We start from the raw sequence: 22,952 nt of genomic DNA on the forward strand, positions 1-22,952 counted from the left end.
CACACCTGGAGCGGAGGCGTCCGCCCCCGTGACTGCACCGAAGGGTCCACCCGGCGCTCCGCCCGGTGGACGAGGCGCACGGCCGCCCCCGCCGACACAGTGAAGTCATGGACAAACCACCGAGCACACGGCGGACCCGCGTCCGCACCCTCGCCTGCGCGGCCGTGGTGGCCACGTCGCTGTCCCCCACCGCCGCGCGGGCGAGCACACCCGCCGCCCCCGAGCTGCGGGCGCCGCAGGGCACCGTGCTGCTGCCCAACCTCGACGACGACGCCCGGCGCTGCGCCCTGCGGCCCGGCGACCTGGACCGGCTGGACGTGGCCGTGGACGAGCGCCTCGCCGCCTGCAACGACGCCGCCGACGACCGCGTCAACGGCCCCGAGGACGCCAAGGACCTCACCCCTTTGCGCGTACGGCCGATGAGCGTGGGGAAACGGGCGACCGGGCGCGTCGCGGTGCCGGCCGCCCAGCGCCCGTACGCACGGATCTTCGTCGAGCGCGACGGGCGGTACGTATCACTGGGCACCGACGGCCGGATCGGGGCCGAGGAACTGCGGCGCGGCGCGCGGCTGGCCGTCGAGGGGCGTGACATCGTGCGCGACCCGAAGCGGTGGGACGGCCGGATCACCGTGACCCTCACCGTCACCGAGCACGACGCCACCCGCCGTGCCCAGGTTTCCCTGCGCGTGGCACCGGTCCTCCTGCACAACGACCTCCAGCGTGCCCGGCACGTCTTCGCCGCCGCGCCCGGCCCCGGCACGGGACAGCCCGCCGAGATCCCGGCCGCCACCCGCCGCCCCGGCCAGTGGCGGGCGTTCGCGGACTCGCTCCGCGCCGCGGCCCGGAAGGCAGGCCTGCCGTCGAGCGAACTCCGCTTCCAGCGGGGCACCGCGCAGTGGTGGCGGGACATCTGGCGCCAGGACATCGCCGAACCCGGATACGTCACCAAGCCCACCCCCGACGGCCCGCACACCATGCGTGTCCTGCTGCGGTCCCCCAACTACTGGACGTCCGACGACGGCCGCTCGGCCAGTCTGCGCCGCGCCGGTCGGCTGCTCTACCGCGATCTGCGCGGCCCGGACGTGGGCGTCGTCCAGCAGTACACCCCGCACCGCGACAAGAACGTCGACGAACTGCTGAACTTCACCGGCAATCTCGAATCGCTCCCGCCCTACCCGGGCTATCCACGGGGCCGGATCCTCTACGGCAGCTCCGAGCACCGCCGCCCCGACCCCTCGTTCGTCCGGATGCTGCGCGCCCAGGGACAGCAGCCGCCCGTCGTACTCGACACCTCATGGCTGCTCGTCGGGCACGTGGACGAGACCGTGCACGTCGTACGGGCCGACAACGCGCGCGGCTGGACCCTCGCCGTCTCCGACCCGCGCAAGGCGATGAGCCTGTTGCAGCAGGCACAGCGCGCGGGGGAGGGAGGGCAGCGGCTGCTCGCCGACACCGTCGCCCAGGACAGGCCGACCGTCGACCAGTTCCTGCGCCACGAGCAGAGGAGCGGCGGCAACGAGGAGGCCGCGCGGCACATCGACGGGCAACTCGACGTCCTGCTGCGGGCCACCGGCCTGAAGGCGGAGGAACTCGTGCGGCTGCCGGTGCTGTACGTCGGCGCCGACCCCGGCGGCGGCCTGCCGCGCCGCTCCGTGGCCTTCACACCCGCCCTCGCCAACGGGCTGTCCCTGACCTCGCGGGACTTCGCCGCGCCCGTGCCGCACGGGCCGCGCGTCGCCGGCCGGGACCTCTTCCGGGACGAGGCCGAACGGCGGCTGACCGCGAACGGAGTGCGGGTGCACTGGGTCGAGAACATCTCCTGGGCCCATCTGAACGGTGGCGAGGTGCACTGCGCCACGAACGCCCTGCGCGAGATTCCCCAGTGACGTCGAGGGGACCTGAGGGGACCTGAGGGGACCTGAGGGGACCTGAGGGGAACGGTTCCGGTACGTCGCCGACGACGTACCGGAACCCTTCAGCGGCTCAGATGTCCCGCCGCAACCGCAGCAACGCCGCCACCAGTCGGTCCACCTCCTCCGCCGTGTTGTACAGCGCGAGCGAGGCACGTGCCGCGGCCTCCAGGCCGTACGCCCGCAACGCGGGCTGGGCGCAGTGGTGGCCGGCGCGGACGGCGATGCCCTCCTGGTCCAGTCGCCGGGCGATGTCCGCCGGATCCACGCCCGCGAGCGTGAAGGTCAGCACGGCGATCCTGCCCGGCGCCGAACCCAGCACGGCCAGGCCCGGGACCGCGGCCAATGCCTGTTGGGCGTACTCCAGCAGCCCCGTCTCGTACGCGGCGACCGCCTCGCGGCCGAACGAGGTCAGCCAGTCGATGGCGGCTTTGAGGCCCACCACGCCGGAGATGTGCCCGGTGCCCGCCTCGAAGCAATGCGGGACCGGCGCAAAGGTGACCCGGCCGAAGTCGACCGTGTCGATCATGTTGCCGCCGCCCTGCCACGGTGCCATGCCCGCCAGCAGGTCCGGCTTCGCGTACAGCGCGCCGATCCCCGTGGGCGCGTACAGCTTGTGGCCCGAGAAGACATAGAAGTCGGCGTCCGACTCCGTGACGTCCACGGGGAAGTGGGCGACCGCCTGGGCCCCGTCGACCAGCACCTTCGCCCCGTACCGGTGGGCCAGCGCCGTCATCCGACGCACCGGCGGGACGGTGCCGAGGACGTTCGACGCGTGGCTGACCGCGACGAGCCGGGTCCGGAAGGAGAGCAGATCGGCGAAGGCGTCCTGGTCGATGCTCCCGTCCGCCCGAAGGGGTACGGGCACCACCCGGGCCCGCCGCTCCTTGGCGATCATCTGCCAGGGGACGATGTTGGAGTGGTGTTCCAGCACCGGCACCAGGATCTCGTCCCCGGGGCCGAGGTTGGCCCGTCCCCACGTCTGCGCGACGAGGTTGACGGCCTCGGTCGTGCCCCGGGTGAAGACGACGCTGTCGGGCGAGGCGGCGCCCAGGAACCGCGCGACCGTCGCGCGCCCCTCCTCGTACGCCTCGGTGGCCTCGCGGGCCAGGGTGTGCGCACCGCGGTGGATGTTGGAGTTGGCGCTCCCGTAGTAGGAGGCGAGGGCCTCGATGACCTGACGGGGCTTCTGCGTGGTGGCGCCGTTGTCGAACCACACCAGGGGGTGGCCGTTGACCGTGCGGTGCAGGATCGGCACGTCCCGCCGCGCCTGCTCGGGGTCGAAGCCGGCGCCCCGGGTGCCCGGGCGCGGCGCGGCTTCAGGAGTAGTCATGGAACGTGCCCACCTCGACGTTCCGGAGGACGGCGACGGCGTCCTCCACCAGCACCGCGGTGGTGAAGTAGGCCGTCAGCAGATACGAGGTGATCGCCTTCCGGTCGGTGCCCATGTTCCGCATGGACAGGCCCGGCTCCACCTCGTCCGGCACGCCCGACGGCCGGAGGCCGATCACACCCTGCTCGGCCTCACCCGTGCGCATCAGCAGGATCTCGGTGACCCCGGTGCCACCGGCACCGGTGAAGCGCACCTTGTCGGACGGCAGCAGAGGCACGCCCCGCCAGGTCAGCAGCGGGCTGCCGAACCGGGTGTCGATGACCGGGGGCACACCCCGGCGGGTACATTCCCGGCCGAACGCGGCGATGGCCTTGGGGTGGGCGAGGAAGTAGCCCGGCTGCTTCCAGACCCGGGACAGCAGCTCGTCCATGTCGTCGGGGGTCGGCGCGCCCGTGCGGGTCTGTACGCGCTGGCCCGGGGCGACGTTGTGGAACAGCCCGAACTCGGGGTGGTTGAGGATCGCCGACTCCTGCCGCTCGCGCAGCGCCTGGATGGTGAGGCCGGCCTGGACCCGGGTCTGGTCCATGGGCTCGTTGTACAGGTCGGAGACGCGGGTGTGCACGCGCAGCACGGTCTGGGCGAGGCTCATGTGGTACTCGCGCGGCGTGTCCTCGTACTCCACGTAGGTACCCGGCAGATCGGGTTCGCCGACGTGCCCGGCCGCGAGGTCCACCGGTACTTCGGCGCCCGGTACCGGCCCGTCCCCGGCGATGTGGCCCTCGAGCGCGGTCCGCAGGTTCGCGTCCCGGTCGGCGAGGGCGGCGAGGGCGGAGCGTTCGACGGTGAGCGCCACACCGGCGGTGAGGGCCTTGACCCTGAACGGCAGCGGTGCCTGGCGGGTCCAGGAGTCGAGACAGAAGAACTGCCCGTCACCGATCACCTCGAGTAACGCGTCCTCGCCGTACCGCCCGGTCACCCGCTTCTCCGCCCGCCCGACCACGAGCACCCACAGCCGGTCGGCCGCGTCACCCTCCTGGGCCAGCACCTGCCCGGGCTCGAAGGTGACCTCCGTGAAGGAGCCCGCCAGTTCGGCGAGCAGCGCCTCGTCGGCCTCCCGCAGATACGGCACCTCCCGCAGGTCCTCCGGGACGATGTGGTGGGCGCCGCTCTCGTTGTAGCTGCTGATGCGGTCGTCGCCCAGGATGAAGGTCCGGCGACGGTTCACGCGGTAGACGCCGGAGTCGACGTCGACCCACGGCAGCGCGCGCAGCAGATAGCGGGGCGTGATGCCGCGCATCTGCGGGGTGGTCTTGGTGGTGGTCGCCAGCTGCCGTGCGGCATCGGGGGCGAGACTGAGTCGATCGTTCATGGCGTCCTCCTCGAGGAGATCACGTGCGGGAACGGGACCGATCGTCCGATCGGTTCCGGCGTCCCACAAGACGCCGTTTGCGGGGCATGGTCCTGAAATAATCGAATGCGCCGAGCACACTGATTCACCCAGAATCGAACGATTTTCAGACTGCATGGCCGTGACCATGTGCGAGGACCCGTCCCGGGCGACCGGCGTACACCCCTGACCTGGCTTGGTCCGGACCGCACACGAGACCGGTTTTCGCTCGCCGGGCGCGGCGGCACGCCGTGCCCGAACGGGCCACCGGTCCGAGCGGGTCCGGATCCGCGGTGGCACTGTGGACGCCGACAGTGTCCGTGGTTCGTCCGTATCGTGTCCGCATCTCCGACAGGAGCCCGCGATGGCCGGTGAGATCTCCTTCTTCGAACTGGGCGTGGACGACGCCGAGCGGGCGCGCGCCTTCTACGGCCACCTCTTCGGCTGGACCTTCGAAGCGGTGTCACCCGGCGGCGGCTACGCGATCTCCACCCCCGACGCCCCCGGCGGACTGCACGGCGCGGACCCCGGCGCGAGCCCGTACCTGTTCTTCAAGGTCGACGACCTGGACACCGCGCTCGCACGCGTCCGCGAGCTCGGCGGTACGGCCGAGACACCCGAGAGCGAGGAAGACCCCGAAACGGTCGCCCGGTTCGGCCGCTTCACACTGTGCCGCGACGACCAGGGTTCTCCCTTCGGCCTCCACCAGCCTCCGGCAGGGGAGCGGACGGTGGCGTGACCGCGCCGGGAGAAGCCGGCCGTCGGAGAACGTCCGCGACGTCCTCGGGTGTCCAATGCCCCTTCGCCCCGGGGCGCCCGGCCAGATAACCGGCCGCCTGCCCCGCGGTCCAACCGTGCGCCTCCATGAGGCCCGAGGCGAGATGCCGGAGGTAGGCGGGGGACGGGGGAGTGCCGGCCACCTCGCCGACGGCCCAGGGGGCGGTGAAGGTGACGACGGGAAGGCCGTCCAGGAACCCCGGGCACACCAGGGTCTCGTACCGCCCCGGCCCGAGCCGCGCCCGCCCGTGCGTGAGGACCTCCCGCAGATCCACCTCCCGTCCCGGGTCCTCGTACATCTCCTGGGCCGCGATGCCGGAGAACTGCGCCACCGGGACGAGGTAGGCCCGCGCCGGCGTCTCGCCCTCGGCGTCGGGGTCGTAGAAGGCCCGGCCCCCGCCCCAGACGGGCGACTCGGTGGCGAAGTACACGATTCCCGGCAGCAGTACGGCGCAGGAGCGCTCGGGAGGCCGAGGGTCCGCACAGCCCGGGTACGTACGCGTCCCGCCGGGGTGCCGGCCCCCGGCGAGGTAGTACGTCAGACGCCGCGCATCCATGTTGGAACCGTAGGCGGCGTACCAGACGCGATCGGTGGGCCGGGCGGGCACGCCCGGGGGTTCGAGCCGTCGAGGGATGATCACCGTTCACCCGGCCGGTCGTCGTGGATGGTGGTCGGCCGGCCATTCTCGCACCCGGTACGGCTTTCCGACCGGGTGAACGGCCCGGCTGTTCGGATCACCTGGGGTGCCGGTCCCGCCCGGGGCCGGTAGGTGTCGGGCATGAGCGTCGATCACGCGGCACGCGCGGACCTCCGACGACGCGCGCGGGCGGCGGCCCTCGCCCTGGCGGCGTGGGCCGGTGCCCTCACCCCCTGGTCCGGCGACGTCGCGCACGCGGCCCCCGCGTGCCGCGCCGGCACCGGCCCGTACCAGTGGCAGCTGGAGGCGTATCTGCACCGGCCGCAGGACGGCCGGCAGTCCCCGGCCGACTGCGAGGCCATCGCCGCGTTCCAGCGCAAGGAAGCTGTCGAACCGGCCGACGGGTACGCGGGGCTGGCCACCTACCGGTCGATGCTCGTCGCGCAGGCACGGGAGAACCCCAACGCGGCGGGCACCTGCCCCGCGCCCGCCCGGAAGGTCGCCTGCGTGGACCTCGGCCGGCAACTGATGTGGGTGCAGCACGGTGCCCGGGTCCTCTTCGGCCCCACGGCGGTACGGACGGGCCGGGCCGGTCAGGTGACCCGCACCGGATGGCACAAGGTGTACTGGAAGCACAAGGACCACGTCTCGACGCTGTACGACAACGCCCCGATGCCGTACGCGCAGTTCTTCTCGGGGGGCCAGGCGTTCCACGGCCACCCGGGGAACCTGTTCGACGGCGGTGGTTCGGCCGGTTGCGTCAACCTCACCGTCGCCGACGCGCGACGTCTGTGGAGTGTGCTCGCCGTGGGCGACGGGGTGTACGCGTGGGGGCGCAAACCCGGCACCTGACCGGCCCGCCCGGGGACGCGTCGGCTGTTCGAGGCACGGTCCCGGCGCGCCGGGACCCCCGGCAAGCGGTGTGTGCCCAGGATCGCAGTGGCGGCAGCATCGACCCTGCGAGGGCAGAAGTGAACGAAGGCCCGGTCCAGTCCCCTGAGGCAGCCCGCTCGCGCCGCCGACGACGGTCATGGCGTGCGGTGGCGGGCACCGTGTCCACCGCGACCGTGACCGCGGCGGCCCTGACCCTGCCCGCCGTGGCCGCGCCCCTGCCCGGCGGGCTGGGGCCCTGCCTCGGCAGTGGCTGTCCCGCGACGGGCTACCCCGCCGTCAACAACGGGCCGATCGCCGGGCGCGACAACAACATCAACATCTTCGTCGGCGGTGACTTCCGCGTACGGGGCGCCGCGGCGGAGGCCGAAGGCCGCGTGGTCACCCTCGGCTCCTTCGACATGAACAAGTCCTCCGGCGGCGGCCTGTACAACCTCGGCGTGGCAGGGGTCGGCTCCCGGGTGCCGCCCGCCGTGGGCACGGACTGGCTGACCACCGGCGGCAACGTCACGATCGCCCCGGGCCAGCGGCTCGACGCCGACGGCGGGGTGGTCCGGCACGCCGGCACCGCCACCGGGACCATCATCAGGCGCAGCGTCGCGGACCCCGCCGCCGCCCGGCCCTTCGAGCCACTGCGCGCCGAGCTGAGCGCCGCGAGCCGCTGCTACGCCCACGGCACCGACGGCCGGGGACGCCCGGCCACCGGCACGGCGGTCAACAACGGGTCGGAGACGGTGTTCACCGGTGACGGCACCTCGAAGCTCCAGGTCTTCAACGTCGACTTCGACCTGGTCGGCCGCAACGGCGGACAGGAAGGCGTCCGCTTCACGGGCATCCCGGCGGACGCCACGATCCTCGTCAACCTGACCGGCGGCGCCCGCGTCATCAACACCTACAGCGGTGGCATCACCGACGACGACCCGCTGAACAGGCTGCGCCAACGCCTGTTGTGGAACATCCCCGACGCCAAGAGCGTCGAGTTCAAGGGCACGGGTCAGTTCCAGGGCAGCATCCTGGTCGGCGACCAGGGCAGTGAGTCGACGGTCACCCTGCCCGGGATCAACGGACGGTTCTTCACCACCGGCTCCCTCACCCACACATCGGCCGCGACCGGGGGCGGCGGTCAGGAGTTCCACGCCTATCCCTTCGACGGGGACCTCCCCGACTGCGGCAGCACCCCGCCCGAGGGGGACGTGAGCGTCGTCAAGAAGGACGCCGAGACCGGCAAGGCCCTGCCCGGCGCCCGCTTCCAGCTGTGGAAGGAGACCAACGACACCCCCGGCCTGCAGACCACCGGGACCGGCCCCGACACCAAGTCCGGCGGAATCTGCACCACCGGCCCGGGCGGCGCATGCCGCACCACCGTGGAGCCCGGCACCTACTACTGGCAGGAGACCCAGCCGCCGGCCGGCTATCCCGTCCCCGCCCGGACCGTCTTCGGCCCGCTCACCCTCACGCCGGCCAACGCCGCCCGGGGCGTTCAGGTCACCGCCACCAACACCCGGCCCAAGGAACCCCACGGCACGATCCACCTGGTGAAGCACGACGCCAAGACCGGCCGCCCGCTGCAGGGCGCGGTCTTCGAACTGTGGCGCGAGACCAACGGGCGGGCCGGGCTGCAGACCACCGGGCGCGACGCGGACCGCAGGGCGGACAGCGGCTGTGCCACGAACCGGCGGGGCCGCTGCGACTTTCCCGACCAACCTCTGGGCTCGTACTACCTGCGCGAGACCGCTGTGCCCGAGGGCTACCGACTGCCCGGCAACCCCGTCTCGGGCCCGTACCGGCTGACCGCGGCCAACGCCGCGGCGGGCGTCACCGTGACCGCGAAGAACACCCCGGGAGAGCCGGGCAAGGACAAGAAGTAGCGCCCCGACGACGAAGGCCCCCGCCGTCACCACGGGCGGGGGCCTTCGTCGCCGGTTCCTACGACTCGGACAGCGACGTCAGCTTGAGACGGATCTCCACCTCGTGCTCGCCCGACACCGTGCCGTGCTCCTCGACGTCGAAGACCCCGGCCAGCTTCTGCTGGACCTGACGCACGGGGTGGGCGGGGCCGAAGAGATCCACGGTGACCGCGCCGGTCAGGGGCGCGGGGGCCGACACCGCGTCGCTGCGGGTCCGGGCGTCGACGATCGTGCACCAGATCACGGGATTGTCCGCCGTGGACAGCGACGCGCGGGTCTCGCTGCGAGCTGGACCGGTGCCCTCGGGGAACGCGGTCTCCAGGGCGCCGAACACCACGTTCGCGTCCTCGTGACCACAGTCGGTCAGATGAACACTGACGTGATCCGCACTCTCGGGGGCGCTCATCACCCGTGCTCCTCTGCCGTCGGGGACTGCCGGGCCGGACATTCCACTCCCACGGTACGAGGAGCTAACCGACCCGGCACCACGGCAGGGCCATCCGTGGCCCTGTCGCCCACCGGAGCGTATTTCGCCGTTGTGCGGGGAAAAGTCGGGAACGACCGGGGTCGGCAGCGACAGGCCGCCCCGGCGCGCGTCGTTCACGCGCGGATTCGGATGAGAGGCAAGAGGCATGGCAACAGGCACGGTGAAGTGGTTCAACGCCGACAAGGGATTCGGGTTCATCACTCAAGACGACGGCGGTCCCGACGTTTTCGTCCACTTCTCAGCCATCCAGACCACCGGGTACAAGGAGCTGCTCGAAGGCACCCAGGTGGAGTACGAGGTCACCCAGGGCCCGAAGGGCCCGCAGGCGGAGAACGTCGTCCCGCTGTCCTGAGCCCGGGGCGGGCCTGCCGGGATCCGCCCGGCGGGCCCGCCCTCCCCATGTCCGGCAGGGGAAAGGCACGGTGGCCGTCCGGTGTGAGTGGATCCATCAGGAAGGCCCGCCCGGTGTCGGAAACCGTCATGGGTGGGCAGATCCGGCGTCAGGTGGTCCGGGCGCGGCGAGGCTGGGGGACGTGACGCCGAACGCGTCGCCTCCGCCTCCCGGAAGGTAGACCACACGCCGTGCCGACTCTTCGTTGGACGCCCCCCAAGCACCCTCGTCCGCAGGGCCGGGCCCTCGGGGCCTCGCTCATCGCCCAGCCGCTCAAGGGCGTCTTCTGGACGCTGTCGGCCTGGGAGGACCGGGCCACCCTCTACGGATACGCCAAGGCCGAACCCATCGCGGCCTCATGACGGCACTGCGTTCGACGGTCCGCAGGTCGACGTTCACGTACTGGGAGCTCCCGGTCGAGGAGCTTCCCCTCGACGGGGCCGACGCCAAGAAGCGCCTGGCCGAGCAGGAACACACGCAGAGCGCCGACGCCGACGGCTGACACCCGGTCACCCGGTCCGTGAGCTGCGAGGGATCATGAACCCCGGAAGACGTACGGCCCTCTCCGGGCGGGCCGTGCGCGCGGCAGCGGCTGAATGGGTGGGGTTTGTGCAAGCGGTGATATCCGGCTTCGTGCCGATCTGGGGGGTCACGGCGATGGGTTGGGCGGCAGGCCGCTTCGACCTGCTCGGCCGGCAAGCCCAACCCGTGCTCGCCCGGTTCGCGTTCACCTTCGCCATGCCGGCGCTGCTGTTCCTCACGCTGTCCAAGGCTCCGGTGGGGGAGATCGCCGAGCCGGAAGTGGCGGTGTTCGCGATCAGTCTGCTCCTGGTGTTCGGGGCGGCCCTGCTGCTCTCCCGGAACGTGTTCCGGGCGCGGCCCGCCGACCGCGCCGTCAACGCGATGACCGCGTCCTACGTGAATTCGGCCAATCTCGGTATCCCGGTCGCGATCGGGGTGCTGGGCGACACCACGTTCATCGCCGCGGCCGCGGTGTTCCAGATGCTGTTCGTGACGCCATTGATCATGGTGCTCATCGATCTGGACGTTCATCAGGGGGTGCGCGGTCAGTGGCGGCGGTTCGCGTTACTGCCCCTGCGCAACCCCGTCATCGGCGCGTCGGCGGCGGGGGTCGCGGTCTCCGCCCTCGGTCTGTCGCTGCCCACCGTGATGACCGAGCCGATCCGGATGGTCGGCGGCGCGGGGGTGCCGGCGGCCCTGTTCGCCCTCGGGATGTCCTTGAACACCAGGGTGGTGCCGGATGCCAAGGGCATCGCCGAGCGGCTCGTCCTCGTCGGCCTCAAGACAGCCGCGCAGCCGCTGCTCGCCTACGTGCTCGGCCGCTGGCTGTTCGGTCTGCACGGGCACGCGCTGCTGGCCGTGGTGCTGTGCTCCGGCCTGCCCACCGCCCAGAACGCCTTCGTCTACGCCGCCGAATACCGGCTGCGCACCGATGTACCGAGGGACGTCGTGGTGTGGTCCACGCTCCTGTCGCTGATCACCCTGTCGCTGATCACCTGGCTCCTCGCCTGATGAGCCGGTCGCCTCGCGGATCGCCCGGACGGCCCGGGCCCACCCGACGCGTCAGCCCCAGGAAACGACACGGCCGGCCCCGGGCCGCCGACGCGTCCCCGCGCGGGGAACCTCAACTCGTGGCCTGGGCGATACCATTGAGTCCGGACACATCTCCCGTCAGTCCCGTACGAGGAAGGCAAGTCCGTGAGTGGTCTCAACAAGGGGCTCAGGAAGGTCGAGGTAACGCTCAAGTGGGACCCCAGTCCCTCGGGCACACCGGCCAACGACCTCGACATCGTCGCCGCGACCTTCTCCGAGGGCGATCCGTACGGCAAGCCCGAGTACGTCGTGCACTTCGGCAGCCGGTCACCCGACGGCACCATCACCCTCAACAGGGACAGCCGTACCGGTCAAGGCTTCGGTACCGACGAGGCCATGACGCTGGAGCTCGACCGGTTGTCCTCCCGGTACACCCGTGTCGTGGTGGGCGTGGTCATCCAGCAGGGCGAGGGACGGAAGACGTTCGGCGAGGTGCCGAACACCGCAGTCCGGGTCCGTGAGGACCGCACGGAGCTGGTGAACGACGACTTCGTCGGTGTCTTCGACGCCACGGCGGCGACCGTCGCGGAGTTCACCCGGGGCGCCTCGGGGGAATGGGTGTTCCGCAAGGCCGTTCGCGGATTCGACGCCGACCCGGAATCCTTCGCCGCGCTGATGGGCCGGAACCCGAGCCTGCCGAATTTTTGACCGATGAGCAGGCTGATGCGTACGGGAAGTTCGCCGAGGAGCCGACGCGGCCCGAGCCGGAGCGGTTCTTCTTCCTGGACGACGTGACCGGGATCTGATCGCGCTGCGGCGTACGCAGCATCACCAGCTCGGGTTCGCGCTCCGGATGTGCACGGTGCGGAACGCCCCGGGGCTCGCGACCGGCGGATGTTCACCGTTACCGGATGCCGCCGGGTACGTGTGTGGCCTGGTCTTCTGGCCGCCGGGGCAGGAGCTTTCGGCGGAGGAGGTAGTCGATCAGGCCCTTGCCTACCGGCCGATTGCCCTGTGACCGGTCCCGTGCGAGACAGGAACTGACTGCGGGGTCCGGGGACCAGCAGCCGGCCCCGGCGGTGGGAATTGCGCACGGCCGTCGACGGAGCAACAGGGCGCGGGGGCATGTTGGGGAGCGTGCCGGAGAGGGCGCGGGGTGCATCACGCATCAGTGCGCTGGTTGCCGGGTGTTCGCCTGATCACGATTCGGAAAGGTACCTTCCGGATCTTCGGTGCGGATGCGCGCTGGGCCGCCCGTGGATCCCGTCACCGGGCGCCCGCCGTGGTGACGTTCTTCCACTGGGGAGGCTCAGCCATGAACCGGTTCCGCCGCACCTTAAGTACGCTCGCAGCAACCATCCTGCTCAGCGGGGCAGGCACCGCGCTCGCCTCGCCCGCCCACGCCGACAGCACCGACGACAGTCCGCAGGTACTGGTCAGCACCCAGCAGTGCGTCGACGGCGGTGGCCGCATCCGGCAGATCTTCTGGATCCCCCCGATGTACATGTGCGTCGGCGGCCGGCACAACGGAGAGCCCATCACCAGCTGGTGACAGCCGGCCCGCCATGGGCTGCCCCGACATCCGCTCCCCCCGGCTCCGTGAGAAGCACAGGTCGGCACTGAGCGGAGTCCTGGCGAAGGGACTCAGAGGGGCTGCCGTCGGCATCGAGGACCTGCGGGCCCCGGGGTTGCTGAATCCCCGGGGCCCGCACATGCCTACCGGCGGATGTCGACCCTCACCCCAGGAGCCCGTCCGGCGCCGGACGGGCTCCTGGGTGCTCAAGGCCGTCTCCTTCGCTTCTCACCGCCGGTGCGATCGATGGCGCACGTGCCAGACGCCCGCCGCGAGGAGGGAGACCGTGACCAGGACGATCAGGCTGGTGCCCCAGAACCCGCCGACGAGCCGGACGTCCGCCACGGCGAGCGCGGCGGCGGTCGCGAAGGGTACTACGGCGAGGGCGAGGACCCGCAGAACGGCGGCGAGGCCGGCCGCCCGGGGGACGCGGGGAAGGCGTCCATGGTGTCCGAGCGGCTCACCCGCGGCGCCCGGGGTGTAGAACCGCACGGCTTTCGCTCCGAGCCGCAGCGTGCTCCTCCGGTAGATCACCGCGAGTGCGGGCATCCAGATCAACGGCAGCACCATGCCCACGAGGAACACGGCCACGATCGGGACCGTCGAGATCACCTGTCGGAGTCGGCCGCGCTTCTCGCCCCCGCCCACGATGCCGAGGATCGCCGCCATCCTGACGATCAGCGACCATCGTGTCCGGTGGGGGATCCGGCCCCATCCTCCGGAGGGATGACGCCTCACCTCGCTCAGGGCCTGGGCGGCGGCCTCGATCGTCGGGTACACGTCCTGGAGGACCAGCAGGTCCGCCACCCGTCGTTCGCTTCGGGCGTCGCGCCCGGCGAGGACGGCCAGTTCCAGCACCATGCGGGCCTGGGAGAGCAGGGCTGCCACGAAGCTTACGGGCATGAGGATCACGAACGGGCCGCCCAGCACGGCGCCGTCGGCGATCGTCATGCGCGTTCCGTGGGCGATGGCCTCCCTGCGGAGTTCGTCGTCCCCGGCCGACGGCTTGCGCTCTTTCCGGCGGGAAACGGAGGCAGCGGCCCGGGGTCCGAACCTCCGCACCGCGAAGAAGGACAGTTGCTCCGGCATGTGCTGCGGATCGGCCCAGATCATCGGCAGCAGCGCCTGGGCCTCCACCGTCGCCCACTCGTCCGGGCGGCCCGGCCGCGGCCCACCGGTGGTACGTCCGCTGCCGTTCATCCGGTCGCCCTTCTCGGAACGGTTCTCCTTCACCGGCCGTCCGGCCCGTACCGGTGGCCCTCCACTGTGGGCCCGGCACACCCGGGCCTACCTCACCCGTTCCGGGTGACGGCGATGCCCCCACCGGCGGTGAACATGAGACGAGAGCCAAGGCCGCGAGGCCGGGAGGTTCCATGGGATCCGTCATCGTGCGTGGGGTGGGGCAGCGCTGGACGGCGCGCCTGGCGGTCGTGGCGGCCGTCGGCGCGGGGATTGTTCCTGCTGTCCGTGGCGGGGCTTCGGAGCGTGGGGCTGGTTGCCGTGGGGCTCGCGGGCCTGGCCGTTTCGGCGGCGGCCGGGTGGTGGGCGCTGACGCGCCGGGGTGCGGTGCGAGGCGTCGCGCCGGTCGTGGCGGGGGCGGCGCCTGTGGATGCTCGCCTTCACGGCGGGCCGCGCCCTGCCTCCGGCCGACGTCCCGAAGCCCGGGGGCCCACCCGCGGCGGAGGGCGGTCCGTCGGCTGATCCGCGGCACACTCTCGTGCTGTCTCCGGAAGGGGAGAACGATGCGTTCGATGCGATCCCTCACGCTGCTGGCAAGCTCCGTCGCTGCCGCCGCGGCCCTGGCGTTCTCGCCGGCTGTGACACCGCAGGCCGTGGCCGCGCCCGCGCCCGCCCAGGCCACGGTGGCGGCCGTGCCACAGGACACGTGGGAATACTCGACCGCGGCGCTCCTCCCGGGGGCAGCCAAGCAGATTCTGGACAGTTGGGGCGCGGACGGCTGGGAGCTCGTTCAGGTCGTCGTGAACCCGAACGACCCGGGGCAGCTTGTGGCCTATTTCAAGCGGGCGCTGCCGGCGTGAAGGGTGCGCAGCATCCCGGGCGTTGCCACATGCGACGGATGGCGCAGACTTCCGCGAGGCCTCATGCAGGCGCCACAGCGCATCGGTGTCCTCGCCGTCGCCCATCGAGGGATCGGCGCCCGTCGGCCACCGGCCAGGGCGGACCGAAAATGATTGGGCTGGCCACGTATCCGACCGGCACAATGCCACCATGAACGACCGGCTCGACGACGTCCCCGGCGCCCCCACGGCGGCCCGGGCGACGGACTGGATCACCACACCCATCACCACGGAGCTCCTGCGCGGCGCTCTGGACCTGGAGCGCACTGAACACGGGGTGCTGCCGCACCGGCTGCCCGCCCGCGCCCGTGCCCAGTGCGCCGACGGACAGCTGGCCATGGCGGAGGCCCAGCCCTCCGGCGTACGGCTGGCGTTCCGCACCCGTGCCACCGTCGTCGAACTGGACGCACTCCGCACGAAGAACGCCTACCAGGGCGCCCCGCCCCGCCCCGACGGCGTGTACGACCTGCTCGTCGACGGCCGGCTGGCCGGGCAGGCCGGTGTGACCGGGGGCAACGTCCGGCTGGTGGACATGACCACCGGGTCCGTGGAAACCCGGACCGGCCCGGTCGGCACCGTCCGGTTCTCCGGCCTTTCCGACCGCGTCAAGGACGTCGAGATCTGGCTGCCGTACAACGAGATCACCGAGCTGGTCGCCCTGCGCACCGACGCCCCCGTCGACCCCCTTGCGGACAGGGGCCGCAAGAAGTGGCTGCACCACGGCAGTTCGATCAGCCACGGCTCCGACGCCGCGAGCCCCAGCACGACCTGGCCCGCGCTGGCCGGCTCCCTCGGCGGCGTGGAGCTGACCAATCTGGGTCTGGGCGGCAGCGCCCTGCTCGACCCGTTCACCGCCCGCGCCCTGCGCGACACCCCCGCCGACCTGATCAGCGTCAAGATCGGCATCAACCTCGTCAACACCGATCTGATGCGCCTGCGCGCCTTCGGCCCCGCGGTGCACGGCTTCCTCGACACCGTCCGTGAGGGGCACCCCACGGCTCCGCTCCTGGTCGTCTCGCCCGTCCTGTGCCCCATCCACGAGGACACCCCCGGCCCCAGCGCCCCGGACTTCAGCAACGTCCGTGCGGGAAGGCTTCAGTTCCGGGCCGCGGGCGACCCCGCGGAGCGGGCCGCCGGGAAGCTGACCCTCAACGTCATCCGGGACGAACTGGCCCGCATCGTGGAGCACCGGGCAGCCGACGACCCGAACCTGCACTACCTCGACGGCCGCGACCTCTACGGCGAGGCGGACTTCGCCGAACTGCCGCTGCCCGACCAGCTCCACCCCGATGCCGCCACCCACCGCCGCATCGGCGAACGCTTCGCCGCCCTGGCCTTCGGCTCCGGCGGCCCGCTGACCGCCGAGCGGGTCTGAAACGCCCGCTCCTGTGGCTCCGATCACGATCGGAGCCACAGGAGACGACCGGAGGGCCGGAGAGCTACCCGATCCGGACGAGCTTCGAGCCGAAGCCCGGTTCGCTCAGGTCCTTCTGCAGGGCCACCGGCACCTTCGCCGCGCTCGGCCCGTCGCCCACCGTCAGCACACCGACCTCCGTACCGGCCTTGGCCTCGTGCGGTACGGCCCGGCCGCCGTCGGCGAGCTTGAAGACGGGCTTCAGCCCCGGCCAGCCGGCGCTCTTGAGGTCGGCGGTGGCCACCAGCGGGGTCCTGCCGTCCAGCCCGTCGTCGACATAGCCGACGACCTGGCCCTTCTTCACCACGGTCGCGGAGACGAGACCGTCCCGGATCCCCGCGATCACCTTCTGGGTGTTGTCCAGCGCGCGCTTGAGGTGGGCGTTGGAATCCCCGCCGGACGTGCGCTGATCCATCGTCACACCGAGGATCAACTGGTCCTTGCCGTCGACGGTCCGGTAGGCGGCCCACATCAGCGCACCACCGGCCGGCGTGGTCGAACCGGTCTTGATGCCGGCCGTGCCCGGCTGCGTCGTCAGGAGTGCGTTGTTGTTGTAGATCGGCTTCTCCAGGCCGGGGATCGTGGCGCTGGGCATCCGGACGACCTGCCGGAAGACATCGTTCTGCATCACGGCCTCGGCCAGCTTGAGCTGGTCGGCGGCGGTGCTCTTGGTCGACTCCAGGAAGCCGCTGGGGTCGGTGTAGACCGTGTCCTTCATGCCCAGTTCCCGGGCGACCTTGTTCATCTTCTCGGCGAAGGCGTCCTCCGACCCCGCGTCCCAGCGCGCCAACTGCCTGGCGACGTTGTTGCCGGAGGGGATCATCAGCATCTGGAGCATCTGCTCCTGCGTGAACCGCTGGCCCGTCTTGAGCGGCACCCTCGACTCGTCCTTCTTCGCGGAATCCGCCTCCGCCTGCGCGTCGAGCGTGATCTGTTCCCCGCTCTCGCCCTTCTTGAGCGGGTGCTCCTTGAGGATCACGTACGCCGTCATCACCTTGGCGACGCTCGCGGTCGGTACGGGTTTCTGCTCACCGGACGTCCCCAGGCTCCCCGCGCCCACGACCTTCGCCGCGGACTGCCCGTGGTCGGGCCACGGCACGGAGAAACCGCCCTGGAACGTGTAGGACGCCGAACCCTCGAGTGCGAGCGTCGGCTTCGGCAGCGGCCGCACCATCTGCGCGGTCACCACACCGACCGCGAGCACCACCACCACGGGGCCCCAGATCTTGAACCGCCGCGCGACCGAGCGCATCGGTGTCTGCGGCGGGGCCGGGGTGTTGGTCAGCTGCGCCAGCAGGTCGAGCGGCGGTCTCGGCCGCTGCTCCGGCTGCCCGGCCCCGGGCGGCGGGCCCGGCTGCGTGCCCGGTCGTGCGGTGGTGACGGGGCCGGGCACGCCGGCCGGCCGTTCGCCTGCCTTCGGGCCGGGGGTGTCGGCCGCCGGAGGCCGCGGCGGGGCGACCGGCGGGACCGGCTCGGGCCGCCGCACCGGTGGTGGTGCCTGTGCCGACTTCGCGGCCGCGGGCCGGTCGGACTTCTCCACGGCCGGCCTAGGGGCGTCTCCGCTCGGGGTGGCGGCGGGTGCCGGGCGCTTTTCATCGGCCTCCGGCGTACGGGCGGTGTCCTCTGCGGCGTCTTCTCCCGTGCCGACGGCCGGGAGCACCGCCGTCGCCTGCGCGGCGGAGGCTGCCCCGCCCGCCGCCCAGCGGGGTGTCTGCCGGGACTCGGCGGGTGCCTTCGCGCCGTCCGACGGGGCCTCCCGCGGGTCCGCGCCTGCCGACAGCGAGCGCCGGGGGTCGGTGCGTATGCCGTCGCCGTCGGTAGGGGCGTCCTCATCCGTCGACGGGCGCGGTGATGCGCTCCGGACGGGTGACGTCCCGGTCCCGGCCTCCGGCGCGTCGTCCCCCTCGTCCGCGCGCTCGGGCGCCGGCTCCGGTGCCTTCGGGGCGGACGGTGCCTGCGCGTGTCCGGTCGAGGACTGGCCCTGCTTCGACTCGTCGGGGGACTCGCTCGTCACCGACAGCTCTTTCATACGCCGCACTGCCTTGCCTGTGTTGTTGATGAGGATCCGCGTCCCGGGGCCCGGCGGTCGTGGTGGCTCCCGCGCACGCCCCGTCGGCGTACAAGACGGGCGGACATACCTTCTGGTTCCCCGTGGAAAACACCTATCTGATCATGAAGGGGTATTCCTGGGACGCGGTGATGACGTTCCGGTGACAAGGCGGGGTGGCGGGCGAAGCCGCTGGGGAGACGGTCGGCGCTCTCCGGGCCGATGACCGTTCGGCCCGCGGGGAAACCACCGGCGAGGCGGGGGCGACGGGCGGCGGTACGCCGCACACGCCGACCACGCGTCAACACCCCCGGACCCCGTACCGGACCGTGCAGGATGGTCGGCATGACGCAGCCGACGAGTCCTGGCCTCAAGCCTTTCGTCAAGCAGGGGACGATCCTGCTCACCACCCACAAGCGCGACGGCACACCCGTGGGTACTCCCGTCAACATCGCGGTCGACGGCGACCACGCCTATGTCCGTACCTTCGGACAGGCGTGGAAGGCCAAGCGGATGCGCCACACCCCCGAGGTGGAGATCTGCCCCTCCACCCTTCGGGGGAAGCCGACCGGTCCGGCGAGGAAGGCGCGGGCGCGGCTGCTGGAGCAGGGCGGCGAGGAGGACAAGCGCGCCGCGAAGTGCCTCGCCCGCAAATACCCGGTCCTGCACGGGGTGCTGGTTCCGCTGACGCACCGGCTGAAGCGGGACCGCACCTTGCACTACGAGGTGCGGCTGCTCGAGGAATAGGGACCCTCGCGAGGTGGGGAAACGCCCCCGAGCGTCCTATTCGGCGATGGCGGTCGAATAGGACCACTCGAACACCGCGAGCTCGCGGCCGCCCGCCACACGCTGGGTCGTCGTCGTCCGGGCGAAGTGCTCGTTCTTGTTGAGGTGGGGCACCGTCACCTCGGTCGAATCCTCCTGGCCCGGTGGCAGCCGCCAGGTCGGGGGCAGCTCCGCAGGCCCTCCGACCAGGAAGATTTCCGTTCCGGCTGTCTGAGGCTCGTCGGTGGGCAAGGTGTCTCCTCCGCTCGATGGAAAACTGGATGAATCGGGCGCTGATGTCAACGATCAACAGATGCACGGGACACGGTTCATGCCCCCCGCTCACCGAGGGGCCGTCCCTCGCGACCGGCACCCGTGACGTCGGGCAAACGGTGGCGGGAGCGAGGGCGGCTGCGCCATGCTGGCGCGATGGACGAGGAACCCCTGAAGGACTGGGCGCAGCGGCGCGAGGCGGACCGGGAACGCAAGAAGGGCCGACTGCGCGCGGTGCCGCTGGGTCCGGGGCGGCATCGAGGATTCCACGTGCACCCGCAGGCTCCGCGCGTCATCGAGCAGTGGGACGGCTACGAGTGGACCCCCGTGACCGTCGCGGACGATCTGGCCGCCGCGCAGGACCTCCTCCACCCCGCCGATCCCGCCGGGGAGCCGGCGGGGGAGTGGGACCGCCCGGCCCCGGGGCAGCCTCCCGGGAATCATCGGAAGCCGGAGCACACGGACCGCCGGGAGACGTGACGGCGCGCGCGGACGATGCTTCGGCGGCCGGGGCCCGGCGCGGCGGCCGGGTGCGTCACGAGGTGACCGGCAGCCGCTCCACGGCCGCCACGACCTTCGCCGCGCCGTCCTCGGCGTCGATCCGGGCGGCGAGTGCCCGGGCCCGGTGGCGGTAGGCGGGCTCCTCGACGGCCCGTCGCAGTGCCGCCGCCAGCCGGTCGGCGGACAGCTCGGCCAGCGGGACGGGCCCGGGGCCGACGCCCAGAGCCGTCAGCCGCCGCGCCCAGAACGGGGCGTCCAACTGGGCCGGTACGGGGACCGCGGGCACGCCGGCCCGCAGCCCGGCCGCGGTGGTGCCGGCGCCCGCGTGGTGAACGACCGCCGCCATCCGTGGGAAGAGCCAGTGGTGCGGGATGTCGTCGACGGCCAGGACGTCGTCACCGGTCACCGACAGGTCCGACCAGCCGGTCTGGACGACCGCGCGGACTCCGGCCGCCCGCAGGGCGGACCCGATGACGGCGCCGAGCCGTTCGGCGTCCGCGACGACCAGGCTGCCGAAGCCCACGTACACCGGCGGCGGCCCCGACGTGAGGAAGTCGACCAGCCGAGGCGGGGGCCGCCAGTCCGGGGGAGATGACGGCCACCAATAGCCCGTCACCTCCATGCACGGCGGCCAGTCGGACGGCCGGGGCACCACACACGGGGAGAAGCCGTGCAGGAGGGGTACACCCTGCCGGACGGCCTGCCGCCGTTCGGCCCCGGCGCCGCGGACGGGGAGCCCGAGCTGTTCGCGCAGCCCGCGGACAGGGGGTGTGACGAGCCGGTCGACGGCCGCCTGGACGGCGTGGCTCACGAGCAGGTCGCCCCGGCGGCCCAGGGAGCGGGTCCCGGTGAGCACGTGCGGGAACTCCCCGGTGGGGGCGAGCGGCTGGAGGAAGAGGCCCATCGTGGGCAGGTCGAGCGCTTCGGCGACGACCTGCCCCAGAGACGCGGTGGTGGTCGACAGCAGGAGCAGGTCGGTGCCCTGCCCGGCCGCGTCGAGCAGGCCCCGCCCCAGGGCGGGCATGACGGCGCGGCCCATGCGCAGCAGCTCCACGACGGCCGTCGCCCCGGTTCCGGCGCGGAGTATGCGCTGCCCGGCGGCGGAGGCGAGCTGGGCGCGCGGATCCACGGGCAGGGAGCGGAAGCCGAGCCCGGCCTGCCGGACCAGGTCGGCGAAGCCGTCGTGCGTGGCGATCGTCACCTCGTGACCGGCCTCGCGCAGACGGACCCCGAGCCCGGTGTAAGGGGCCACGTCGCCGCGGGACCCGCCGGTCGCGATCAGAAGTCGCATGGCAGGCAGTATCGCGGAGCGGGGAGGGACGCGTACCGCCGTGAACCGGCCGCGGCGACGCGGGCGACTCCTCCGCTCATGGGCTCGTCCGCGGGGCGCCAGGGGTTGTCGTGCGGGTGCCGACGGACGGGCGGCCGGTGGCCGACGTCGCGCGGGATGTGCCCAGGGCCATCGGCCGGTGAGTCCCCGTCGGGCGGGGCCGGGTGCGGCCCCGCCCGACGGAACGGCCGACGTGCCGTCTCGATGAACTACTTGACGAAACGGACCTCGGGGTAGGCGGCCGAGGGCCGGTCCAGGAGGGGGCTCGGCCGGCCGCGCAGATGCCGGTCCATGAAGGCGGTCACGTACGCCCGGGTGATGGGGGTCGCCCGGTCCCCGGGGAGGGTGCCGAAGGCCTGGCCCCTCTGGTCCGCCGGGATCCGCCCGCCGAGGTCGAACCGGCCGCTGATCCACGGGACATCGGTGAAGGTCATGTGGCCGCCCGTGGGCACGTCGAGCCAGCGCTGCCAGCCGGAGAAGTGCCGCCGCCGTTCGTTCCAGTTGGCGTTGGGCACGGGTCCCCCGGACCGTTGGGCACCGAACAGCAGCACCGGGCGGTTCAGCGCTCGTGCCGGTGCGGCGGTGAAGAAGTCGCCGTCCATATTGACCGCGGCGTCGACGCGGGGGTCCGTGCCCAGGGCCTCGACGGCGCTCGCGCCGCCGATGGAGTGCCCGGCCACGGCGATGCGGGAGGCGTCGACGGGGACGCCGGTGCCCGGGCGGGTCAGCCGGTCGAGCAGGAAGCCGATGTCCTTGACCCGGTTGCGCACGACGCGGCCGGTGTCCGGGTGCTCACAGATCAGGCACGGTTCGATCCGGCCGCCGGGGAACTCCACCGCCGCCTCGTAGGTGTGGTCCAGCGTGGCCACCGCGTAGCCGCGGCCGGCCAGTTCCTCGGCCAGAGTGGTCAGCGTGAGACGGCTCATGCCGAAACCGGGGGACAGCACCACCAGCGGGCGGGCGCCGGGCGCCGCGGGGGCGTTCACGGTGGCATGGGTGCGTATCGCGGCGAGCGCGTCCGTGCCGAACACGGCGGTGGACAGCGCGGCGGACGCGTACGGGGCCGGCCGGGCGGAGGGCCGCAGCGCCGGGTACCACAGGGACGCCATCAGCTGACGGTGGCCCGCTTCCGGCTTCCACGGGTCGGTCCGGGTGGTGTCCACCAGGTGCAGGGACTTGGTACCGATCAGCTGTTTCCCGGTGGGGGAAGGCAGCACCGGGGCGGTCGGTGGGGGCGCCGCCGCGGCGGACGGCATTCCCCCCAGCAAGGCCGACAAGAGGGCGAAGCATGCGGCGACCGACCGCAATGAATGACGTGACATGATCACACGTTACGACGAATCGGAGTACCCGAACGTCCACTTCAGGGCCGAGGCCACACGATCCGGACGCCGGTCCCGTTCGATGGTCGCCTCCCTGATCCTTCCCCGTCCTTCCTCAGCCCTTCCCGGCCTGCCCTTATCCATGCTTCTCCGGGACAAGAGGGCGAGGTTGTGGAAATCCCGCCCACGGAAAGGCAGTTACCGGTGAGCGGGCGGGGCATTCGGTCAACGCGCCGTCCCGGCGCCACCGGCCCGTACCTGCCGGAATTTCCGCCAGGGCATCGAATACGGTCTGTTGCCGCTGTTTCCCGCGCAAAGCCATGAAAAGGCCGGTCGTGCCGCTGGGCGATACGACCGGGGTTCGTCCATGCGGG

General features: G+C 72.2%; 23 protein-coding genes and 2 pseudogenes. 16 read left to right on the forward strand and 9 right to left on the reverse strand.

Annotated features, from left to right (window positions below):
* Positions 1-107 precede the first annotated feature (107 nt).
* Complete coding sequence (locus FHS38_RS07470; protein ID WP_184732046.1) at positions 108-1,886, forward strand: protein-arginine deiminase family protein; 1,779 nt, start codon at positions 108-110, stop codon at positions 1,884-1,886.
* 97 nt (positions 1,887-1,983) lie between these two features.
* On the opposite strand, the gene FHS38_RS07475 is transcribed toward FHS38_RS07470, so the two are convergent.
* Both FHS38_RS07475 and FHS38_RS07480 read right to left on the reverse strand, forming a co-directional pair.
* The gene (locus FHS38_RS07475; RefSeq protein ID WP_184732048.1) at positions 1,984-3,243 is read right to left on the reverse strand and encodes a cysteine desulfurase; all 1,260 of its coding nucleotides are present in this window, start codon (positions 3,241-3,243) and stop codon (positions 1,984-1,986) included.
* Positions 3,230-4,612, reverse strand: a complete 1,383-nt coding sequence (locus FHS38_RS07480) for a family 2B encapsulin nanocompartment shell protein (RefSeq protein WP_184732050.1) — start codon at positions 4,610-4,612, stop codon at positions 3,230-3,232. Before FHS38_RS07480 ends, FHS38_RS07475 begins: the two co-directional genes overlap by 14 nt.
* 382 nt (positions 4,613-4,994) lie before the next feature.
* On the opposite strand from FHS38_RS07480, the gene FHS38_RS07485 reads away from it, so the two are divergent.
* Positions 4,995-5,369 carry a VOC family protein gene (locus FHS38_RS07485; RefSeq protein ID WP_184732052.1) on the forward strand — a complete coding sequence of 125 codons (375 nt, stop codon included), beginning with the start codon at positions 4,995-4,997 and terminating at the stop codon, positions 5,367-5,369.
* Here FHS38_RS07485 and FHS38_RS07490 read toward each other — a convergent pair.
* Entirely contained in the window at positions 5,293-5,964 is a 672-nt protein-coding gene (locus FHS38_RS07490; protein ID WP_229822760.1) for a histone deacetylase, read from the reverse strand. The two genes, FHS38_RS07485 and FHS38_RS07490, sit on opposite strands and share 77 nt — an antisense overlap.
* 222 nt (positions 5,965-6,186) lie before the next feature.
* Here FHS38_RS07490 and FHS38_RS07495 point away from each other — a divergent pair, with 222 nt between their 5' ends.
* Positions 6,187-6,897 carry a L,D-transpeptidase gene (locus tag FHS38_RS07495; RefSeq protein WP_184732054.1) on the forward strand — a complete coding sequence of 237 codons (711 nt, stop codon included), beginning with the start codon at positions 6,187-6,189 and terminating at the stop codon, positions 6,895-6,897.
* Positions 6,898-7,097: 200 nt separating this feature from the next.
* Positions 7,098-8,804, forward strand: coding sequence for a choice-of-anchor A family protein (locus FHS38_RS07500; RefSeq protein WP_184732056.1), 1,707 nt, complete (start codon positions 7,098-7,100; stop codon positions 8,802-8,804).
* A gap of 58 nt (positions 8,805-8,862) precedes the next feature.
* Here FHS38_RS07500 and FHS38_RS07505 read toward each other — a convergent pair whose 3' ends face one another.
* Positions 8,863-9,249: a hypothetical protein gene (locus tag FHS38_RS07505; protein WP_184732058.1), complete on the reverse strand. Its 387-nt coding sequence runs from the start codon at positions 9,247-9,249 to the stop codon at positions 8,863-8,865.
* A 226-nt stretch (positions 9,250-9,475) separates the two neighbouring features.
* Here FHS38_RS07505 and FHS38_RS07510 point away from each other — a divergent pair, with 226 nt between their 5' ends.
* The 8 genes and pseudogenes from FHS38_RS07510 (at position 9,476) to FHS38_RS07540 (ending at position 12,827) form a co-directional block, all read left to right on the forward strand.
* On the forward strand, positions 9,476-9,682 hold the full coding sequence (locus FHS38_RS07510; RefSeq protein ID WP_184732060.1) for a cold-shock protein: 207 nt from the start codon (positions 9,476-9,478) through the stop codon (positions 9,680-9,682).
* Between the two features lie 230 nt (positions 9,683-9,912).
* Positions 9,913-10,083, forward strand: coding sequence for a hypothetical protein (locus FHS38_RS36005; RefSeq protein ID WP_184732062.1), 171 nt, complete (start codon positions 9,913-9,915; stop codon positions 10,081-10,083).
* Positions 10,080-10,223, forward strand: a complete 144-nt coding sequence (locus FHS38_RS36010; RefSeq protein ID WP_184732064.1) for a hypothetical protein — start codon at positions 10,080-10,082, stop codon at positions 10,221-10,223. Before FHS38_RS36005 ends, FHS38_RS36010 begins: the two co-directional genes overlap by 4 nt.
* 35 nt (positions 10,224-10,258) lie before the next feature.
* A complete protein-coding gene (locus FHS38_RS07525; protein ID WP_260420615.1) occupies positions 10,259-11,254 on the forward strand; it encodes an AEC family transporter in 996 nt (331 codons plus the stop codon).
* A 186-nt stretch (positions 11,255-11,440) separates the two neighbouring features.
* A complete protein-coding gene (locus tag FHS38_RS07530) occupies positions 11,441-11,983 on the forward strand; it encodes a TerD family protein (RefSeq protein ID WP_184732068.1) in 543 nt (180 codons plus the stop codon).
* Positions 11,935-12,143: pseudogene (locus FHS38_RS36295) on the forward strand (DUF4158 domain-containing protein); the annotation flags it as partial. The gene FHS38_RS07530 and the pseudogene FHS38_RS36295, both read left to right, overlap by 49 nt.
* A gap of 48 nt (positions 12,144-12,191) precedes the next feature.
* Positions 12,192-12,293, forward strand: a pseudogene (locus tag FHS38_RS35150) (e9imm peptide); the annotation flags it as partial.
* A gap of 297 nt (positions 12,294-12,590) precedes the next feature.
* Complete coding sequence (locus FHS38_RS07540) at positions 12,591-12,827, forward strand: hypothetical protein (protein WP_184732070.1); 237 nt, start codon at positions 12,591-12,593, stop codon at positions 12,825-12,827.
* 249 nt (positions 12,828-13,076) lie between these two features.
* Here FHS38_RS07540 and FHS38_RS07545 read toward each other — a convergent pair whose 3' ends face one another.
* Positions 13,077-14,081: a hypothetical protein gene (locus FHS38_RS07545; protein WP_184732072.1), complete on the reverse strand. Its 1,005-nt coding sequence runs from the start codon at positions 14,079-14,081 to the stop codon at positions 13,077-13,079.
* Positions 14,082-14,719: 638 nt separating this feature from the next.
* Between FHS38_RS07545 and sp36 the strand changes: the two genes are divergently transcribed.
* Together sp36 and FHS38_RS07555 are read left to right on the forward strand one after the other, a co-directional pair.
* Positions 14,720-14,887 carry a Sp36 family protein gene (sp36, locus tag FHS38_RS35155; protein ID WP_229822767.1) on the forward strand — a complete coding sequence of 56 codons (168 nt, stop codon included), beginning with the start codon at positions 14,720-14,722 and terminating at the stop codon, positions 14,885-14,887.
* 190 nt (positions 14,888-15,077) lie between these two features.
* A complete protein-coding gene (locus FHS38_RS07555) occupies positions 15,078-16,301 on the forward strand; it encodes a GDSL-type esterase/lipase family protein (protein ID WP_184732074.1) in 1,224 nt (407 codons plus the stop codon).
* Between the two features lie 64 nt (positions 16,302-16,365).
* Here the strand turns inward: FHS38_RS07555 and FHS38_RS36015 are convergent, their stop codons facing one another.
* A complete protein-coding gene (locus tag FHS38_RS36015) occupies positions 16,366-18,354 on the reverse strand; it encodes a D-alanyl-D-alanine carboxypeptidase family protein (RefSeq protein ID WP_229822761.1) in 1,989 nt (662 codons plus the stop codon).
* A gap of 378 nt (positions 18,355-18,732) precedes the next feature.
* Here FHS38_RS36015 and FHS38_RS07565 point away from each other — a divergent pair, with 378 nt between their 5' ends.
* Positions 18,733-19,134 (forward strand): PPOX class F420-dependent oxidoreductase, encoded by a 402-nt coding sequence (locus FHS38_RS07565; RefSeq protein ID WP_184732076.1) that lies wholly within the window; start codon positions 18,733-18,735, stop codon positions 19,132-19,134.
* A gap of 36 nt (positions 19,135-19,170) precedes the next feature.
* Here the strand turns inward: FHS38_RS07565 and FHS38_RS07570 are convergent, their stop codons facing one another.
* Positions 19,171-19,404: a DUF5988 family protein gene (locus FHS38_RS07570; RefSeq protein ID WP_184732078.1), complete on the reverse strand. Its 234-nt coding sequence runs from the start codon at positions 19,402-19,404 to the stop codon at positions 19,171-19,173.
* Between the two features lie 177 nt (positions 19,405-19,581).
* On the opposite strand from FHS38_RS07570, the gene FHS38_RS07575 reads away from it, so the two are divergent.
* Entirely contained in the window at positions 19,582-19,905 is a 324-nt protein-coding gene (locus FHS38_RS07575) for a DUF6087 family protein (RefSeq protein WP_184732080.1), read from the forward strand.
* A gap of 55 nt (positions 19,906-19,960) precedes the next feature.
* On the opposite strand, the gene FHS38_RS07580 is transcribed toward FHS38_RS07575, so the two are convergent.
* Complete coding sequence (locus FHS38_RS07580) at positions 19,961-21,217, reverse strand: glycosyltransferase (protein ID WP_184732082.1); 1,257 nt, start codon at positions 21,215-21,217, stop codon at positions 19,961-19,963.
* A gap of 248 nt (positions 21,218-21,465) precedes the next feature.
* Positions 21,466-22,578, reverse strand: coding sequence for an alpha/beta hydrolase family protein (locus FHS38_RS07585; RefSeq protein WP_184732084.1), 1,113 nt, complete (start codon positions 22,576-22,578; stop codon positions 21,466-21,468).
* Between the last annotated feature and the right edge of the window lie 374 nt (positions 22,579-22,952).

Origin of the sequence: Streptomyces netropsis, from assembly GCF_014203545.1 — a bacterium.
In the GTDB taxonomy this organism is placed as follows: Bacteria; Actinomycetota; Actinomycetes; order Streptomycetales; family Streptomycetaceae; genus Streptomyces; species Streptomyces netropsis.

Excerpts from the sequence above, each read along its gene's own strand:
- FHS38_RS07470 (WP_184732046.1), top strand. The coding sequence starts at position 108 with ATGGACAAACCACCGAGCACACGGCGGACCCGCGTCCGCACCCTCGCC.
- FHS38_RS07475 (WP_184732048.1), bottom strand. The coding sequence starts at position 3,243 with ATGACTACTCCTGAAGCCGCGCCGCGCCCGGGCACCCGGGGCGCCGGC.
- FHS38_RS07480 (WP_184732050.1), bottom strand. The coding sequence starts at position 4,612 with ATGAACGATCGACTCAGTCTCGCCCCCGATGCCGCACGGCAGCTGGCG.
- FHS38_RS07485 (WP_184732052.1), top strand. The coding sequence starts at position 4,995 with ATGGCCGGTGAGATCTCCTTCTTCGAACTGGGCGTGGACGACGCCGAG.
- FHS38_RS07490 (WP_229822760.1), bottom strand. The coding sequence starts at position 5,964 with ATGGATGCGCGGCGTCTGACGTACTACCTCGCCGGGGGCCGGCACCCC.
- FHS38_RS07495 (WP_184732054.1), top strand. The coding sequence starts at position 6,187 with ATGAGCGTCGATCACGCGGCACGCGCGGACCTCCGACGACGCGCGCGG.
- FHS38_RS07505 (WP_184732058.1), bottom strand. The coding sequence starts at position 9,249 with ATGAGCGCCCCCGAGAGTGCGGATCACGTCAGTGTTCATCTGACCGAC.
- FHS38_RS07510 (WP_184732060.1), top strand. The coding sequence starts at position 9,476 with ATGGCAACAGGCACGGTGAAGTGGTTCAACGCCGACAAGGGATTCGGG.
- FHS38_RS36010 (WP_184732064.1), top strand. The coding sequence starts at position 10,080 with ATGACGGCACTGCGTTCGACGGTCCGCAGGTCGACGTTCACGTACTGG.
- FHS38_RS07525 (WP_260420615.1), top strand. The coding sequence starts at position 10,259 with ATGAACCCCGGAAGACGTACGGCCCTCTCCGGGCGGGCCGTGCGCGCG.
- FHS38_RS07540 (WP_184732070.1), top strand. The coding sequence starts at position 12,591 with ATGAACCGGTTCCGCCGCACCTTAAGTACGCTCGCAGCAACCATCCTG.
- FHS38_RS07555 (WP_184732074.1), top strand. The coding sequence starts at position 15,078 with ATGAACGACCGGCTCGACGACGTCCCCGGCGCCCCCACGGCGGCCCGG.
- FHS38_RS07565 (WP_184732076.1), top strand. The coding sequence starts at position 18,733 with ATGACGCAGCCGACGAGTCCTGGCCTCAAGCCTTTCGTCAAGCAGGGG.
- FHS38_RS07575 (WP_184732080.1), top strand. The coding sequence starts at position 19,582 with ATGGACGAGGAACCCCTGAAGGACTGGGCGCAGCGGCGCGAGGCGGAC.
- FHS38_RS07580 (WP_184732082.1), bottom strand. The coding sequence starts at position 21,217 with ATGCGACTTCTGATCGCGACCGGCGGGTCCCGCGGCGACGTGGCCCCT.
- FHS38_RS07585 (WP_184732084.1), bottom strand. The coding sequence starts at position 22,578 with ATGTCACGTCATTCATTGCGGTCGGTCGCCGCATGCTTCGCCCTCTTG.